Source organism: Halalkalibacter krulwichiae, from assembly GCF_002109385.1.
Taxonomy (GTDB): Bacteria; Bacillota; Bacilli; order Bacillales; family Bacillaceae_D; genus Halalkalibacter; species Halalkalibacter krulwichiae.
Genome location: NZ_CP020814.1, coordinates 2,160,559 through 2,176,572 on the forward strand (window position 1 = coordinate 2,160,559; position 16,014 = coordinate 2,176,572).

16 protein-coding genes and 1 riboswitch are annotated in these 16,014 nt (G+C 36.5%); of the genes, 9 read left to right on the top strand and 7 right to left on the bottom strand.

Going from position 1 to position 16,014, the window contains the following annotated elements:
- Positions 1 to 28 precede the first annotated feature (28 nt).
- Complete coding sequence (pfkA, locus tag BkAM31D_RS10855) at positions 29 to 988, top strand: 6-phosphofructokinase (protein ID WP_066151253.1); 960 nt, start codon at positions 29 to 31, stop codon at positions 986 to 988.
- Between the two features lie 50 nt (positions 989 to 1,038).
- Here pfkA and BkAM31D_RS10860 read toward each other — a convergent pair whose 3' ends face one another.
- A complete protein-coding gene (locus BkAM31D_RS10860) occupies positions 1,039 to 1,380 on the bottom strand; it encodes a GerW family sporulation protein (RefSeq protein ID WP_066151248.1) in 342 nt (113 codons plus the stop codon).
- A 173-nt stretch (positions 1,381 to 1,553) separates the two neighbouring features.
- Here BkAM31D_RS10860 and BkAM31D_RS10865 point away from each other — a divergent pair, with 173 nt between their 5' ends.
- A complete protein-coding gene (locus BkAM31D_RS10865; protein WP_066151244.1) occupies positions 1,554 to 2,102 on the top strand; it encodes a hypothetical protein in 549 nt (182 codons plus the stop codon).
- A gap of 32 nt (positions 2,103 to 2,134) precedes the next feature.
- Here the strand turns inward: BkAM31D_RS10865 and BkAM31D_RS10870 are convergent, their stop codons facing one another.
- Both BkAM31D_RS10870 and BkAM31D_RS10875 read right to left on the bottom strand, forming a co-directional pair.
- The gene (locus BkAM31D_RS10870; protein ID WP_066151242.1) at positions 2,135 to 2,332 is read right to left on the bottom strand and encodes a hypothetical protein; all 198 of its coding nucleotides are present in this window, start codon (positions 2,330 to 2,332) and stop codon (positions 2,135 to 2,137) included.
- 23 nt (positions 2,333 to 2,355) lie between these two features.
- Positions 2,356 to 2,610: a DUF1292 domain-containing protein gene (locus tag BkAM31D_RS10875; RefSeq protein ID WP_066151239.1), complete on the bottom strand. Its 255-nt coding sequence runs from the start codon at positions 2,608 to 2,610 to the stop codon at positions 2,356 to 2,358.
- Positions 2,611 to 2,706: 96 nt separating this feature from the next.
- On the opposite strand from BkAM31D_RS10875, the gene dacB reads away from it, so the two are divergent.
- The 3 genes from dacB to BkAM31D_RS10890 all read left to right on the top strand — a co-directional run bounded on the left by dacB (position 2,707) and on the right by BkAM31D_RS10890 (position 5,610).
- Positions 2,707 to 4,149 (top strand): D-alanyl-D-alanine carboxypeptidase/D-alanyl-D-alanine endopeptidase, encoded by a 1,443-nt coding sequence (gene dacB, locus BkAM31D_RS10880; protein ID WP_066151236.1) that lies wholly within the window; start codon positions 2,707 to 2,709, stop codon positions 4,147 to 4,149.
- Between the two features lie 71 nt (positions 4,150 to 4,220).
- Positions 4,221 to 4,475: a hypothetical protein gene (locus tag BkAM31D_RS10885; protein WP_066151233.1), complete on the top strand. Its 255-nt coding sequence runs from the start codon at positions 4,221 to 4,223 to the stop codon at positions 4,473 to 4,475.
- A gap of 28 nt (positions 4,476 to 4,503) precedes the next feature.
- Positions 4,504 to 5,610: a hypothetical protein gene (locus tag BkAM31D_RS10890; protein ID WP_066151230.1), complete on the top strand. Its 1,107-nt coding sequence runs from the start codon at positions 4,504 to 4,506 to the stop codon at positions 5,608 to 5,610.
- A gap of 229 nt (positions 5,611 to 5,839) precedes the next feature.
- On the opposite strand, the gene BkAM31D_RS10895 is transcribed toward BkAM31D_RS10890, so the two are convergent.
- Entirely contained in the window at positions 5,840 to 6,757 is a 918-nt protein-coding gene (locus tag BkAM31D_RS10895; RefSeq protein ID WP_066151228.1) for a VanW family protein, read from the bottom strand.
- A 173-nt stretch (positions 6,758 to 6,930) separates the two neighbouring features.
- Positions 6,931 to 7,413, bottom strand: coding sequence for a YqeG family HAD IIIA-type phosphatase (locus BkAM31D_RS10900; RefSeq protein WP_066151226.1), 483 nt, complete (start codon positions 7,411 to 7,413; stop codon positions 6,931 to 6,933).
- A gap of 219 nt (positions 7,414 to 7,632) precedes the next feature.
- On the opposite strand from BkAM31D_RS10900, the gene BkAM31D_RS10905 reads away from it, so the two are divergent.
- The gene (locus tag BkAM31D_RS10905) at positions 7,633 to 8,664 is read left to right on the top strand and encodes an AbrB family transcriptional regulator (protein WP_084372022.1); all 1,032 of its coding nucleotides are present in this window, start codon (positions 7,633 to 7,635) and stop codon (positions 8,662 to 8,664) included.
- Positions 8,665 to 8,761: 97 nt separating this feature from the next.
- Here BkAM31D_RS10905 and sinI read toward each other — a convergent pair whose 3' ends face one another.
- Positions 8,762 to 8,896, bottom strand: a complete 135-nt coding sequence (gene sinI / locus BkAM31D_RS24850; protein ID WP_084372020.1) for a DNA-binding anti-repressor SinI — start codon at positions 8,894 to 8,896, stop codon at positions 8,762 to 8,764.
- Between the two features lie 17 nt (positions 8,897 to 8,913).
- A riboswitch (cyclic di-GMP riboswitch) is annotated at positions 8,914 to 9,002 on the bottom strand.
- Between the two features lie 310 nt (positions 9,003 to 9,312).
- Between sinI and BkAM31D_RS10915 the strand changes: the two genes are divergently transcribed.
- The 3 genes from BkAM31D_RS10915 (at position 9,313) to BkAM31D_RS10925 (ending at position 15,795) form a co-directional block, all read left to right on the top strand.
- The gene (locus BkAM31D_RS10915) at positions 9,313 to 9,846 is read left to right on the top strand and encodes an NADPH-dependent FMN reductase (protein ID WP_066151224.1); all 534 of its coding nucleotides are present in this window, start codon (positions 9,313 to 9,315) and stop codon (positions 9,844 to 9,846) included.
- Positions 9,847 to 9,995: 149 nt separating this feature from the next.
- Positions 9,996 to 10,439: a MarR family winged helix-turn-helix transcriptional regulator gene (locus BkAM31D_RS10920; protein WP_276565208.1), complete on the top strand. Its 444-nt coding sequence runs from the start codon at positions 9,996 to 9,998 to the stop codon at positions 10,437 to 10,439.
- Between the two features lie 541 nt (positions 10,440 to 10,980).
- Positions 10,981 to 15,795, top strand: a complete 4,815-nt coding sequence (locus tag BkAM31D_RS10925; RefSeq protein ID WP_066151219.1) for a right-handed parallel beta-helix repeat-containing protein — start codon at positions 10,981 to 10,983, stop codon at positions 15,793 to 15,795.
- Between the two features lie 56 nt (positions 15,796 to 15,851).
- Here the strand turns inward: BkAM31D_RS10925 and BkAM31D_RS23545 are convergent, their stop codons facing one another.
- Positions 15,852 to 16,013 carry a hypothetical protein gene (locus BkAM31D_RS23545; protein WP_157076761.1) on the bottom strand — a complete coding sequence of 54 codons (162 nt, stop codon included), beginning with the start codon at positions 16,011 to 16,013 and terminating at the stop codon, positions 15,852 to 15,854.
- Position 16,014: the final 1 nt, after the last annotated feature.

The window sequence follows — 16,014 nt, forward strand, 5'->3', positions numbered from 1 at the left end:
GGTGAATTTAAATGTAGGAGTGGATACTTTGAAACGAATTGCGGTTATGACAAGCGGGGGAGATGCACCGGGAATGAACGCTGCTGTTCGTGCAGTCGTAAGGAAAGCCATTTATCATAATTGTGGAGTATTTGGGATCTACCGTGGGTATACAGGATTGATCGAAGGGGATATTAAAGAGCTGCAACTAGGATCTGTTGGAGACATCATTCATCGAGGCGGTACGATGTTACATAGTTCAAGAAGTGAAGAATTTAAGACGGTCGAAGGGCAACTAAAAGCAGTTGAACAATTAAAAAAACACGGCATTGAAGGAGTCATTGTGGTTGGCGGTGATGGTTCCTATCGGGGTGCTCAGAAATTATCTGAGCATGGAATTGCAACAGTTGGTGTGCCCGGAACGATTGATAACGATATACCGGGAACGGATTATACAATCGGCTTTGATACAGCGTTAAATACAATTATTGATTCAATTGATAAAATTCGAGATACAGCGAGTTCGCATGAGAGAACATATGTCATTGAAGTAATGGGAAGGCACGCCGGTGATTTAGCGCTTTTAAGCGGACTTGCCGGTGGAGCTGAAACAATTCTTATCCCAGAAGTTGAGCATAATATGGATGATATTATTGAGCGATTAGAGCGTGGAGCAAAGAGAGGAAAAAAACATAGTATTATTATTGTTGCAGAAGGAATTGGCAGCGGTGTTGACATTGCTAAAGACATTGAACGGAGAATTGATCTTGAAACACGCGTTACGGTTCTTGGTCATATTCAAAGAGGCGGCTCCCCAACTGGGTTTGACAGAGTGCTAGCTAGCCGTTTAGGAGCCTATGCCGTCGATTTACTTTTAGCAGATAAGTCAGGAGTAGCAGTTGGCATTGAAAAGCATAAGTTGGTCCATTATCCGTTTGATGAAGTATTTTCAAAACCACACCAAATAGATCAACAAATTTATGATCTTTCTGCTCAATTATCAATTTAATCAAATGAAAGACGTGCAGAACTAATGTCCTTGCACGTCTTTTTTCGGGCTTATTTTTCTTTATTTTTAATAAGAATTGAAGCTAGTAAGCAAGCACTGCCTGCCAAATACAACAAAGGTGTATAGTTCATTGTTGGTATGTAACGTGTTCTCTTGTTTGTAACCTCATACACCCCAACAGGTTTTAAACGAATAAATGTACCTCCACCATCCCCACCGGAATGATTTGTCTCCTCACTACCTTGGCCACCGCCTCCAACAACAAAATAAGTTGCTTTGGCTACGGGTACAATCTTCTGACATTCTCCTTCAATCGCTTCACCAAATACAGTTTCAGTTGTCGTAGGCTTTATGTGATCGATCAATTTACTAACAGGGGACATTCCACTCATATTATCACGCCTTTTTATATAATGAAAGCTTGTTTATATATATGATGATACGAGAACGGTTCAGAATTAAAAAGTTAAATAATTCAAGAAATCTCCTACTTTGACCAGTGAAACCTTTTGAAGTTATTTTCCGTTTTATAACAGTAATTTTCAAACGGAGGAGGATGAGCATATTGAAATTCAATAACATATTTATATCGATGATGTTTTTGTTCTTATTAACTGCATGTGCGGTTACCCCTATGCAAAATGAAGTGCTTAGTTCGAATGATAAAGAAGTTCATTTTTCCTATTTAGAGGAGCTATCGGAAGCAGAATTAAAGCAATATCAACAATTTACGTACAATAATAATGCAGAACATCTAAAAGGCTTATCACCTGAAAAAATTGTATTAATCTATATGCATTTAATCGTCACGAACAATATAGAATTGATCTATTGGCTAACAGCTAGTTCACAATTACAGCTTGATATTGATCAATTCCAACAAGACTATGACCAATATCTGCATCAATTAAACACAGATATGGCTATCCGACTAAGATATTATAACGACCTTGCGACAAAATCCGATTTGAAAAAGAAACACTCTGCACAAGTAGAAATGAGCGTAACAATAGAAAGTTATACGTATACGGTCTTACATGAATTAAAAAGCGAAGAGGATGTCTGGAAAATGGACCTAATACCAGTAATGGAATACTTAAAAAATGAAAAGTAATAAAAAAGGCACTGAAACAGTGCCTCAGAATCTTATTCGGGCTTTTGTTTGGTTTCTACTGATGTTGCGGTTGCTCCATCATATTCTCGGTCAATTTGTCCGGTCGTTTTTGGCTTTGAACTTAATGAATAGTCGGCAATTTCATCTGGACCAGTTAAACCAAAGAGTCCCATGGTTCCTTGTCCCATTCTTACATGATCAAAGACATCATTTTCTTTATACTCAGACATACATTCACCTCATTCATAGACATTTAATCCGCAGGGTTGGCATCAACAGCTATTTCATACGCATCCAAGATTGAATCTCTTTCTGCAGGATCTGTAATTCCAACTAAATATTGTCCATCCTCTTCATCTTCCACACGCATCAGAATTGTTTCTTCATTTGAAGTCAACAGAGCGTAAGAGTGCTGATCCATATCAAATAATGCTTCCACTGCATAATCCTTTGTATGCCCATGTTCATCTTCAATTGTTATATGATCGCGAATTTCATTTGTATCCATGTGTATCACTCCTTCAAAGGATCTAGAGTTATTTTGTCCGTTAATAAATTAATTATTTTTGCAACACCTTACCATAATAACCATGAGGAGGTTATTATGAAAATTTTTCAAACTTTAATGATTCTCTTACTATTAATGTCGTTTGTTGTCGGCGATGTAAACGCATTTGAACACGACCAGCTTCATCAAATTATTGAAAGCGACCCCGTTTTACAAGGTTCTTTCATCTCAATAAGTGTTCGGTCTGCTCAAACGGGTGAAGTATTATTTGAACACAACGCTAATACACGATTAAGGCCAGCCTCTAATATGAAGCTTTTAACAGCTGCAACAGCCTTGTCTGTTTTGGGGGAAGAACATAGGTTTACAACAGAGTTATACTCCGATGGTGTGTTGAATTGGAAAGTGTTGAATGGAGATCTGATCATTAAAGGAAGTGGTGACCCAACATTAATGGTAGAGGACCTCAGAAATCTCGTTCAAGTATTAAAGACACAAGGAGTTAAAGTCATAAGAGGAGATGTAATTGCTGACGACACGCATTTTGATGATGTTCGATATCCAATCGATGTGCCTTGGTCAGATGAAGAAACGTATTATGGTGCTCAAATATCAGCATTAACCGTTTCGCCTGACCAAGATTATCATACGGGTACGATTAGAATAATGATGAAACCTGGAAAACAAACCGGAGATAAAGCACTTATTTCAATTGTTCCACAAACAAATTATGTCACAATTGTTAATGAAGTAAGGACAACATCTAGAGATAATAAAGGAGCCATATCTGTTTCTAGAAAACATGGAGAGAATGTAATTTATCTTAAAGGCTCTATTCCGATGAATGGAACTACAAAAACAGAATATGTGGCCGTTTGGGAGCCGACAGAACATGTGCTTGAAGTAATAAAACAAGTGTTAACAAACCATGGCATTATATTGCTAGGTAGTACAAAGGTCGGTAAAACACCAGAAAGAGCGAAACAAGTTGCTGTCCATCAATCTATGCCTTTATCAGAAATTCTCGTCCCTTTTATGAAATATAGCAATAATGGACATGCCGAGATGATTGTGAAGGAGATGGGATATAAAGTGACAGGAGAAGGAAGTTTTGAATCAGGATTAAGTGTGTTAAAAAATGAATTACAACGTTTTGACCTTGAAGGAGAGAATTTGATCATCCGTGATGGTTCAGGCATTTCTCATGTTAATTCAATTACAGCAAATGACATTTCAAAGCTTTTGTTTAAAGTGCAAGAAGAACCATGGTTCAGTTCATTTTATCATTCACTGCCGCTTGTCGACGGAGACACTCGTATTGAAAGAGGGACACTTTATTCAAGAATGAAACAAACAGCAGCAACGAAAAGAGTACGAGCAAAAACTGGTACGCTTACATCTGTTAGCTCATTAGCAGGATATATTGAAAGGAACGATGAGAACGATCTTATTTTTTCGATCTTATTAAATAATGTGCTAGATGTTAAACAAGCTAAAAAATTAGAAGATCGAATTGTCCTTTCCCTCACCAATAAATAACCAAATCGCATACCCTTTTTACCGTAAGGATATGATAAAGATTATCTGAACGAAGAAAAGGAGGGATAACATTGAATAACGAGCATGAGCCATTAACCTATTTTGAGAAACTTGAGAATGTGTACATTCTTCTTGAAACGAAACAAATGCTTGAGGCGAAATTAAAGGAATCACAAGCAAGTATTCAGGAAAAATCAATTTTAGAAGACGATCTTCGTAAGATTCATGAAGAGATATTAGAATATACAAACGGCTATCAGATTGAACCAGAACAAATGTCTGTAAGTTCTTTATTTAACCCTGGAATAGATGCAGATAATGAATAGTTATATCTAACAAATAAGGAGTAAAGTGATGAAAAAGAAGGTGTTGTTACTGCTTCTGATGAGTATAATCTTGTCTGTCCATCCTCAAATAGGGCAAGCAAGAGGAGAGGGCGAACAGGCTTCTTTAATCGTAAAATCATCAAGTCGATCTCTCCATCAAACCGTTCTGAACATCAAATCACCCAAAGTAGTCCAAGCCTTATTACAGGCTTATCCTCAACGTGAGGTGCAGGAAATTCCAGGAACAACGAATTATATTTTGGTTGAAGATAACGGATTGCTTCGGATCTTAGCTGTTGATTTAACAGGAAACCTCTATGATGTTCAACAAAAGGTTTTGCTACACCTAGATTCAAACACAGAGAAAAAAATCATTTCTTATTTTGAAAGGTTGCATCTGTACCATTTTGGTCAGCCAGTGAATTGGGAGGAAGTAGACGATATTATTCCCCGTTATACAACATTTACTGTGATAGACCTTGAAACTGGATTGCGTTTTAAGGCACAGCGAAGAGCCGGTAATAAGCATGCAGATGTTCAACCATTAACAAAAACGGATACTGCGATTATGAAAGAGATTTATGGTGGAAAGTGGAGTTGGAAAAGAAGGGCGGTTGTTATACAGCATAAAGGGTATAAACTTGCGGGTTCAATGCACGGAATGCCTCACGGAGGAGGGGCCTTAGCTAATGGCTTTCCTGGTCATTTTTGTATCCATTTTAAAGACAGTGTAACTCATTCGACAAGGAGTCTAGATTTGTCTCATCAACTAATGGTACACAAAGCAGCAGGTGACTTATCTTCCTATGTAAACGAATTAGAAGCTCAAGAAGTAGTAGAAGCCTTATTTATCGCAATTAATCAGCATGATTTAGATTTACTAAATATCGTTGATCCAACCATTTCAAAACAAGCTAAATATTTAATTGATCACGTTGAATCCATCCGTTTTATTAAAAAGAACAATCCTCCAACAATTCAAGGAGACCTTGTTTTTGAACTTCCACTACGTTTTAAAATAAAGCAAAAGGGTAGAAAAGAAGTCGATTCACATTATACTTTTCTCTTAAGACGTGAGTCACCAACTGATCCATGGAGGTTTCATGAATTGGATGAAGAGAAAATGATTAAATAATAATTAAGTACAGATTTTAAAGTCATACGCTTCCTTTAAGGTAGACAGGTTAAATTGTAAGATAACTGTTTACTTCAAGGGGAGTATTTTTTTCTGTTAAAAAGGCTCAATCCTTAAAGGGTCAAATCACATCAAAAACGCCTAAACGGCCTCAGCTCTGTTCATAGAGCTGAAGCTGCTTAAGATCGATTTTACGATTTCTGATGCTTACGTTGAAACGGGGCATTCATTATAGGATTTCTGCGTTGTTTATGATGATTTCTTTAGGTAATTTCGATGGAGCACCTGGCACACGTCTTTGCTCATAAATAACTGAATCGGATGATAAAATATATACTAACATTTGACCGCCATATATTTTGGCTTGAATAAGAATAGGTTGGTTTAAATTGTTTTTAAACGTAAAATCAGGTCCATACCAACTAACTGTTGCATCACGCCCACGTGGAACATAAGGGACCCTCCTGCTATGAGAATAGCGCTGAATAACTTTTAAACCAGCATGGTCAATCGCATTGTATAACGTTGATGAAACTTGGCAAATACCACCTCCGATATCTTCCGATAATTCCCCTCGGACTATAACAGGAGCTGATAAATACCCACGTTCTCGAGTCCGTTTTCCGACAACCTGATTGAATGAAAAAGTTTCACCAGGAAACACAACATGATTGTTAATAGCTTCGGTCGCCAAATGAATATTATGCGAACGCTCTTTGTTACGATTGTTAAAATAGGTTACATATTGTCCTATACGTTGAACACGAATATTGGACAAAATTTCGCTATTTACTTTTGGATGTACAGGCCGTATCGGTACTTTTAACTCAGCTGATTCAATACCGTAATAATATTGGTAGAATCTTTCTTTAAATTGGCGCTTATCGAGCATATACCCAATCTGTTCCGGAATCAATTGACCATTTTTAGCGATTTTCGCATTAACAGGAGGCAGAAAAACTTTTTGTTCCACTTTAGTCAAAAAGAAATGATATTTATCATGATCAATCATTTCTTTACCAATTAAAGGCAGGTAGAAGTCTTCCCTGTTTACAGTGGCAATCGTTTCACCCTCATGTGTAACAGTTAAATCATCAGGAGTTAAAAAAGGGGATAAGAGCATAAGAATCGTTAAGAAATATGTCATTTTGTTAAGATACCTCCCTAATTTAGTATAACTAGAGAAGTGAAATTTCATGTGAAAAGTAGAAACGAAAAACATGACTTTTTTAAAGAATCGTATTACTGGGTTAAACAGATGTAAAGAGTACAAAAAAAGGATGACGCAACAAATCATTGCAACATCCAAGCTCATTTCTCTTACCAACGCTTTTTAATCCAATTTTCAATTTTTCGTTTAAAAACAATTTGAATAGGCTCATGTTCTTGGCCTATCGGGTTAACGAGCACGGTTCGAATACCTACATTTTTGCCACACCAAATATCAGTGAATAGCTGATCGCCCAGAAAAAGTGTAGTATCATCTTTAGCACCTAGTGTATTCATATGTTTTCTCACCTCTGAAGCGGAAGGCTTTTTGCATTTTCCGAAGCCGATGATGCCGTGCGGCTCACAAAAGCGATCGACACGCCCCTGACTATTATTAGAGGCAATTACCAATTGAACACCATTGTTTTTTAACATTTGAATCCAATCAATCAGCTCATCATCACCAGGCTGATCGTGAGTTGCCAGCGTACTATCTAAATCGGAGAAAATCGTTTGAACATTGTTTTTCTCCAACCACTCTTTTGTAATATCAGAAAAATGATGGAGCTCAAAATCAGGTTTGAAAAACTTCATAATATACTCACTGCCTTTTATGTATTTGCCATGTTCTCATTGAATAAGAGAGCTTCATAAATTATACACTATTCTTCTCTTACATTTCATCAAAGTTTATGAATTAACAATCCATCATTTATTTTTTATTAGAATTTCACTTTATCCAAAATTTTGAAATAAGTGTTATACTATTAGAGATGCGAAATAAATTCAATTATTTAAAGAAGGCGATTTCTTTTGAGTAAAAAACTAGTATATATTTTGAGTGCTGTAATGGTTGGAGGACTTTTCTCTCTTCTAAACATCCCGGCAGGTTGGTTACTCGGTTCCATATTAGCTGGAATGGTTTGTTCATTTTTTATTATGAAAATCTATTTACCTAATAAGCTATTTACTGTTGTATTAGCGATTATCGGTGCAAACATTGGCTTGATGCTTAGACCTGAACAATTTTTAAATTATCAAGCATTGCTCTTACCATTTTTTATCACGTTAACGATTACGATTATAAGTGGCATTTTGTTAGGAAAGTTTTTAAAGCGTTACTCAAATTTAAACCACAATACGGCATTTTTTTGCTGCTTACCTGGGGGAGCGTCTGAGGTAATTGCCCTAAGTCATCAGTATGGAGCGAATGAACAAGTGGTTGCAGCCTTCCATACAACGAGAATTACTTTGTTTGTGTTAGTGATCCCTTTAGTCGTAGGTTTAAATGAACCTATTGCCGGGAAGCAATCGAATTATTTTATCGATGTAAATGTGTCTCAAGTCTTTCTCTCCATAAGTATTTTAATATCGATCATGCTGGTAACTATTTTATTAAGCAAACGGGTGAATTTTCCTGGTTCTTCATTATTTTTTGCGATTGGTTTAGGCTTTCTATGTCATCTGCTATTTCCTACAATAGAGGTACCGGGATTTATAATGGGAATTGCACAGTCGATTATGGGAGCAATAATTGGGATTCGCTTTGATCGAAAAGCACTTTTACAACTAAAGGAAATAGGTGGTATTAGTGCAATAACCTTATTCATTTACTTTATGATGAGCCTAGGCCTTGCTACAATCTTCTTTGTGCTAACACCGATTGATTGGCTTTCAAGTTTATTAGGGATTGTTGCAGCAGGAGCAGCAGAGATGGCTTCAACTGCTGCTGCATTGAACATGGATGCAGCACTAGTAGCAACATTGCAGATGGCAAGAGTACTGGCATTGTTTTTAGCTTTGCCATTTCTGATAAAACTATTTGCTAACACAGAACAAGAGTAGATAAAATATACGGTAATCTAAAAAAAGGATGGAGGTTTTCCTTCATCCTACATTTTCTAAACGTATTCTACATTTCTTATTAAGGCTGATAGTCCGATTATTTGTTTTTATTGAGCATGATAAAATCCCTAACTTCTTTAGGGGTGAGACCTATTCTTTTTGCTTCCAATAATAGCTGAAGCCACTCCAAATCTAACGAACTTTTTCTTTCGTCCTCTGGCGAAAAAATCATCTTCCATCCTCCATTTGTTCGGTAACTCAGCCATCCTAGTAATAAAATTCACCTTAGATCTGAAGTTTTGCGTCCTTATCTTTCAATAAGTTTGCCTTTTCATTATTTAAATGTAATAAGAAACAAAGAACAACGAATTTTATAGAGTGAAAAAATAGGTAAAATCTTACATTTGAACCCTTTTTACGTTAATTATGTTGTTAATCTAATAAAATAGTAACATAATATCGATATCGTAATTAGTAAAAAAAATCCAAAAAAATCGACAGTTATATACAATCTTCATAAAAGGGATTATAGGACCATTTGGCTAAATAAGCTTTATGTTTTGTACTTTTTATTAATTTCTGTTTTAATAATAAAATAGGATATTTTAGGTAAAATAGAAAAGTACGATAAAGTTAGGAGCGATTAAAATGAAATTACTTGGGGTTTCTGGGTCTTTAATTGGAGAAAAAACGGCTATAGCTGTAAATGAGGTTCTAAAAAGAGCGAAAGAGTTAGAGCCTAAATTAGAAATTGAATTAATCGATATGAAAGAGTTAAATGTTGAATTCGTAACGGGGAAGCCGTTCGATCAATATAATCAGGACACGCAAATGGTCATTACGAAAATAAAAGAAGCTGATTTGTTTGTGATTGGTACGCCAATTTATCAAGCATCTATTACTGGTGCATTGAAAAACTTATTTGATCATCTGCCTACGAATGTTTTCGAATCAAAAGTGGTTGGAACTGTAACTACAGCTGGATCAGACAAACATTTCCTTGTTGCAGATAATCAATTAAAGCCAATCTTGTCTTTCTTTAAAGCTATTACACCTACGAATGTGTTTGTACACAGCAGCTGCTTTGATCAAAACAATGTGATTACAAATGAAGAGGTAAACGATCGTATTGATACATTAGCAAAAGAATTGGTAACCTTACATACGAAGTTAAAGCTGTAAGCAATTCCCAAAGGGGCGTCCAAAAGGTCAATAATTGGCTTTTTGAAACGTCCCTTTGTTTATGGTACACAAGTGGGATCATTGACAAAGAGGTATTTATAACGGTATAATTATCTCGAAACTGAGATAAAAAATAAAGGAATGAATGAATAATGAAAATAAATGATCAAGACCAATCGTTGAAATTATTCGTTGTATTGTCACGAGCAGTTCAAACTATTACGAAGCGAGTAGAGGAAGACATAAAAACGTATGGTTTAAACCCAACAGAGTTTGCGGTATTAGAACTTCTCTATAGCAAAGGTGATCAGCCTATCCAAAAGATTGGCGAAAAAGTATTGCTTGCGAGCAGCAGTATAACTTATGTAGTTGATAAGCTTGAGAAAAAGAACTTTCTGTTTAGAAAACCATGTCCGAAAGATCGTCGTGTTACATATGCCGCAATAACAGAAGAAGGAACGCAGCTTATGAACGATATTTTTCCTAAACATAGGGAAGCAATTCAAGATATATTTGGTGGTTTAGATGAAAATGAAAAAGAGAACATGATCGTTCAATTGAAAAAGTTAGGATTTTACGCGAAAGATCTATAATTTTTTCAAGTTAAACGAACGAATTACTACCTCTTTTAAATTGATTTAAGGTGTTAGAGCGTTACTTTTTTCCTGGTTGCAATCTTAAATGTTGCTTTCATGACAAAAGACATGCATAGACAAGTTTGACCAGTTTTTTAAAAATTCCCTCCTAATCTATAACAGATTAGGAGGTTTTTTTATACAGAAATTTGTAGAAAACTGCGCTTGCCTTGGAAATAACATAGTTTTTGCTTTTAGAACTAGAAGAATTTGATGTACTATTAGTAAATTAATTAAACGTTTGTTTAAATATAGCATGGGATGGTGTTTAAAAAGAGAGTCTAATTTTATAGCAACAAATCGTTGTGGGGACTTTTAAACCAAGCCTAAAAGACCGTTGACGAACGAATATGTAAGCGATTACAATAGTGTCGAAATAACAACGTTGTTAAAGGAACTGTTTGTTGTTCGAAATAACAACGTTGTTAAAATGCCTGACTTGAAAGGAGGAGTATGATTCGTTCGTTCTTTAATCTTGTAATTTAGAAAGGGGCAGGAAATGAATAGAGAATGCAGACGGTATATTGCAATGTTACTGACAATCATTTTAATTGTCTCACCAATGAATCTCGCTGTTTTTGCCAACGAGGCAGAGGGCGATGTTGACCGGGAGATGATCTCGGTTTCGAGTGAGTGGCAGGGGAGTGTTTTTGGTGATAATGGAGGGCAAGGTAACTACACATATGAACATTTCGAAATTACAGAGAACGAGGATCAAACCGTAACTCTTCGTAGCTCTGATGATAAAGGCAAGATTGCTAGTAACACAGAAGGAATGACGTATTATTATAAAAACGTACCTATTGATGGAAATTATGAACTTACAGCAACTGCACATGTTGATTCTTGGACTGCTAATAATCAAGTGGCTTTTGGTTTAATGGTCCGTGAAAATGTATTAGAAAATCAAAATAAAGATGATTTCACAGGAGATTATGTTGCAGTAGGAGCATTGGATCAACAAATGAAAGGCTTCTTTAAAAATGCAAATACAACTATTCAAAAGGAAGGATTAGCATTTGATCAAATCGCTCCTGCTGTTAATGAACAATATGAACTTCGTATTCAAAAATCAGGTGATTTGTTCGTGTTAACGGTAAATGATGAAATACATACGATTGAAGACTATGAGGGAGACATTCAATTTGCCGGCTTATTTACATCAAGAAACACAACGGTCACTTTTAGTGATATAACATTGAAAGTCGAAGGTGGCCAGGTTGAGTTAGGTGAATGGGACTTTCGAGCGTTTGGTTCAAATACAAGTTTAGAACGCAATCCTGAGCCAACACTCAATGAAGATGGCTCTGTTTCGATCGCTGCAATGGGTGGGAAAGTAGCAGCTGGGGATGAAGGAGTGTCATTTCATTACAAAGAAGTTCCCGCGGAAGCGAACTTTGAAATAAAGACTAAAGCTGTTGTAGATCAGTTTAATAGTGATAGCTCCATTAGCACACCAAATCAAAAGTCATTTGGCTTAATGCTTAGGGATGAAATAGGTGAACACCTCGATTCAGAGACACAAACGACAGAATATGTAGCTGTTGGTGCACTTGATACGGTGATGAAAGGATTTTATAAAGAAGCTAGTAAACAAGTGAAGTTTGATCCGTTCGCTAACTTAGCCCTACCATCTGCTAGAGAAGAGTATGATCTTTCCATCCGAAAGTCGGGCGATACATTTGTCATCACAGTAGATGGACAAACTGAAACGGTAACATTAGATTCACTTTTTGACGAAACGATTTATGTTGGAGTATACGTGGCACGTGATGCACAAATTACGTTTAGCGATTATGAAATTGCCGTCGATGATCGCAACGTAACTGGACTAGCAGTAGATTCTAGCGAGATGAAAACGGAATACTTAAAAGGTGAAAGTCTGGATTTAAAAGGATTAATAGTAACAGCAGAGTTTTCTGATGGCAGTACATCAACTCTAACAAGCCGTGATTATATCGTTACTGGATTTGATAGTAGTGAAGTAGGCAAAAATACTATTAATTTAAATTATAATGGGGTAACAGCGACTATTGACTTGATGATTAAAGCATTGAGTGTGACAAATCTTAATATAAAATACTTCCCAGTTAAAACAGAGTATTATATTGGTGACCTCTTTGACCGACAGGGGCTTGTTGTAGTCGCAGAATATGAAAATGGTTTTAAATTTGAAGAGTTAACGAGTGATCAATATACGTTAACGATTGACGGCAAACCTGCGGAAGATTTTGTTTTTGAATCAGCAGGAGAGGTTAAGGTTGTTGTCCAATCAAATGAAACAAAAGAAACGAATATTTCTTTTGATGTGGTGGTCAGTGATGCAGAACTAGAACAATTAGAGATCAGACAAACTCCGGCCAAAACGCTTTATTTTCTGGGCGATGAATTAGATTTAGCTGGATTGAGTCTTTATGCTAATTACAGTGATGGCACTGATGTGAGGTTGACGGCAGGAGATTATGATGTTTCTGCATTTGATTCTGCAACTACGGGTGAACGTGAGGTGATACTGACTCATAAAGGTAAATCTATAGGTTTTACTGTGACGGTGAAAGAAAAAGAATTAAAAGCATACACAGTAACTAATTATCCTAAAACAACGTTTGCAACAGAAGAGGACTTTGATGCGGAAGGGTTAGAAGTTTCGAAGGTGTATGATAATTTAGAAATGGAGATTGTACCACAGGAAAAATATACATTGGATAAATCAGCATATGATTCGAGTAAGGCTGGGGTCTATGATATTGTTATCCAACCTACTAATGAGGTTATTGAGGCCATTACCTATTCTGTGACGGTAAGAGAATTCACGGAGCCCGAATGGAATAAGATGAGATTTGGTCAATCCACTTCCGATCAACGCAATTATGTTGAAGAGTTAGAAAACGAGGCAGTACGAATCGTTGCTCTTGAAGGCGGTGGGAAAATAACTGGTGACCATGATGGGATTGCTTTTTATTACACAGAAGTTAATGCTGATGAAGATAACTTTGTATTATCTGCGAATATTAACGTGATAGAATATGCGAAAACGCCACATGATGGACAAGAGTCATTTGGAATTATGGCACGTGACGCTGTGAATTCTGTTGAGGATGCAAGTGTTTTTGCTTCTAACATAGCTGCTGTTGGTGGTTTTAGTGGAGGAACAAGAGAGGAAAACGGCACTCAAGCGTTTATTCGAACAGGAGTCTTAGCAGCTGATGGGGAAGGTAGTGAAGGGATTCAGAAACAGATGCTAAAAAAGGAAAGACCAACAAAAGACAATACGTACCCTGAAAAAAATTATAGATTAACTCTGGCCAAAACGAATAGTGGATATACTGGTCAATTAAATGATGGACAAGACGTATTATTTTTTGAACCAGAACTACTAAATGTTCAAGATTCAAAGATTTATGTTGGTTTTTATGCCGCTCGACTTGCTACAATTGAGGTGAGTGACATTGAATTTGAGATAACGGCAGCGAAAACAGATGCTCCAAAGGTCGAACCTCCACAAGAGGCTGTCACTCCAAAACTAGACGTTCTCTCTCTTGATAAAACAGCTAAATCAGAATATGACTTGTTATTGGAATCGAACGTAGATGGCTTTGTGACAATTAAACAAGGACAAACTGTTATTGCGAAAGATCAAAGAGTTGAAGCAAGTAAAATTGTGGAAATTAAGGCTGAGCTAGCGGTTAATAACAATACTAATTTTAGTATAGCGTTCGTACCAGATGATACTCAATATTTAACAACTTATGAACAAATCGTTCGTAATTTTACAGTTGATATGAGGTCTTATGCGGAAGGCAAAGATATATATGTATCCCCAAAAGGGACTAGTACAGGTGATGGAACCAAAGAAAATCCACTCGACCTTGATACAGCGATTCATTTTGTCCAGGAAGGTCAAAAAATCGTCGTTCTTGAAGGGCAATATATTCGATATACACCGCTTGAAATTAAGAAGTTTAATGATGGAACTGAAGAAGCTATGAAGTATTTAGTTGCTGATCCACATGCTACGGAGAGACCAGTTATTGACTTTGATCGACGTTCTGAAGGTGTTGTTCATAGTGGAAACTATTGGCATGTCGAAGGAATTGACTTTACTCGATCAGCTGGAAACACAAAAGGTTATACAATTGGTGGAAGTCATAATATTATCGAAAATGTTCGGGTATATGAAAATGGTGATACAGGTCTTCAAATAAGTAGAACAGACTCGTCTGCTCCTAGAGAAGAATGGCCTGCCTATAACCTTGTATTAAATAGTGTGGCGTTTGATAATCGAGATCCGTCTGAAAACAATGCTGATGGGTTTGCTGCTAAATTAACGGTTGGTGAAGGAAACACCTTTAGAGGTTGTATTTCCCATAATAACATTGATGACGGGTGGGATCTTTATACAAAAGTAGGCACAGGTGCTATTGGTGCTGTAACGATTGAAAATAGTATTGCATTTAATAATGGACGCCTAACAAACGGTTATGAAGGAAACGCAGGAAAGAACGGTTTTAAACTTGGAGGTGAAGGAGTTCACGTTCCTCACATGATCCGTAACAGTATTGCTTTTGGAAACGGATATTTCGGCTTTACGAGTAACAGTAATCCAGGTTTAATTGCTGAAAATAATATTGGTTTTAACAATGAAGGAGCTAATATCAGCTTTACTACTTATGCCCATATTCCGACAGACTTTACCATTAATGGGTTTGCTTCCATTAGGACGACAGGAACAGATCGTGATAGTTATCCAGCTGCATTAGATTCGGATCGAAATTTCATGTTTAATGGTGCAAATACTGTAAATAAATCAGGGGATGAACTTCCAGATTCAGTTCTTGAAAGTTTGGAAGCCATTTTTGAAAGAGACGATGAGGGAAGAATTGTATCGATTAAACGAGATTCTGACGGTGAAATCCAGTGGGGGGAAGTTTGGGAAACCTTTGATTCAGTCACAAATGACCAATCAAATAACGAAGAAGAGGAAGCCGTGATTTCCTTTACTCCTAGTGTCATTAACTTGAAGGGAGTTCAAAGGTCTAATGGGAAAAGCAATGCAATAATTCGTGCTCATATAGAATTAACAAATGATTCCTTTAGTACGAAAGAAATTGATGTTGGATCCATTCTTTTGAATGAAAAAGTACATGTAAATGGAGAAGCTGTAGTCAAAGAAAATCGATTAACAGTTACATTCCTACGAAAAGATTTGCTGCAACTAGTGGAAAAGGAAGATCAAGTACCGATTACAATTACTGGTCAGTCAAAATCAGGAGAAAAGTTTAAAGGAACTACATTCGTAAAAGTCTTAAAATAGAATAAGTTTGAGGCTACTGATTTGTTTAAACTCAGTAGCCTCTTTTGTGCAAACACTTATGTTGGATTATGCTGACTTTCTTCATAGGCAATAAGGACAACGTCTTTTTCGGTCTCATTACGGATTTCTGACTCTAATAACATGATTCTATTTAGTAAGTCAGGATTTAAATCGGCTGCTGTATAGCGATCGAATTCAAGTGGCTGTTTTTGATCCATT

Excerpts from the sequence above, each read along its gene's own strand:
- sinI (WP_084372020.1), bottom strand. The coding sequence starts at position 8,896 with ATGATTTTTTCGCCAGAGGACGAAAGAAAAAGTTCGTTAGATTTGGAG.
- BkAM31D_RS23545 (WP_157076761.1), bottom strand. The coding sequence starts at position 16,013 with ATGGATCAAAAACAGCCACTTGAATTCGATCGCTATACAGCAGCCGAT.
- BkAM31D_RS10895 (WP_066151228.1), bottom strand. The coding sequence starts at position 6,757 with ATGACATATTTCTTAACGATTCTTATGCTCTTATCCCCTTTTTTAACT.
- BkAM31D_RS10900 (WP_066151226.1), bottom strand. The coding sequence starts at position 7,413 with ATGAAGTTTTTCAAACCTGATTTTGAGCTCCATCATTTTTCTGATATT.
- BkAM31D_RS10925 (WP_066151219.1), top strand. The coding sequence starts at position 10,981 with ATGAATAGAGAATGCAGACGGTATATTGCAATGTTACTGACAATCATT.
- BkAM31D_RS10890 (WP_066151230.1), top strand. The coding sequence starts at position 4,504 with ATGAAAAAGAAGGTGTTGTTACTGCTTCTGATGAGTATAATCTTGTCT.
- BkAM31D_RS10915 (WP_066151224.1), top strand. The coding sequence starts at position 9,313 with ATGAAATTACTTGGGGTTTCTGGGTCTTTAATTGGAGAAAAAACGGCT.
- BkAM31D_RS10870 (WP_066151242.1), bottom strand. The coding sequence starts at position 2,332 with ATGTCTGAGTATAAAGAAAATGATGTCTTTGATCATGTAAGAATGGGA.
- dacB (WP_066151236.1), top strand. The coding sequence starts at position 2,707 with ATGAAAATTTTTCAAACTTTAATGATTCTCTTACTATTAATGTCGTTT.
- BkAM31D_RS10860 (WP_066151248.1), bottom strand. The coding sequence starts at position 1,380 with ATGAGTGGAATGTCCCCTGTTAGTAAATTGATCGATCACATAAAGCCT.
- BkAM31D_RS10875 (WP_066151239.1), bottom strand. The coding sequence starts at position 2,610 with ATGGATACAAATGAAATTCGCGATCATATAACAATTGAAGATGAACAT.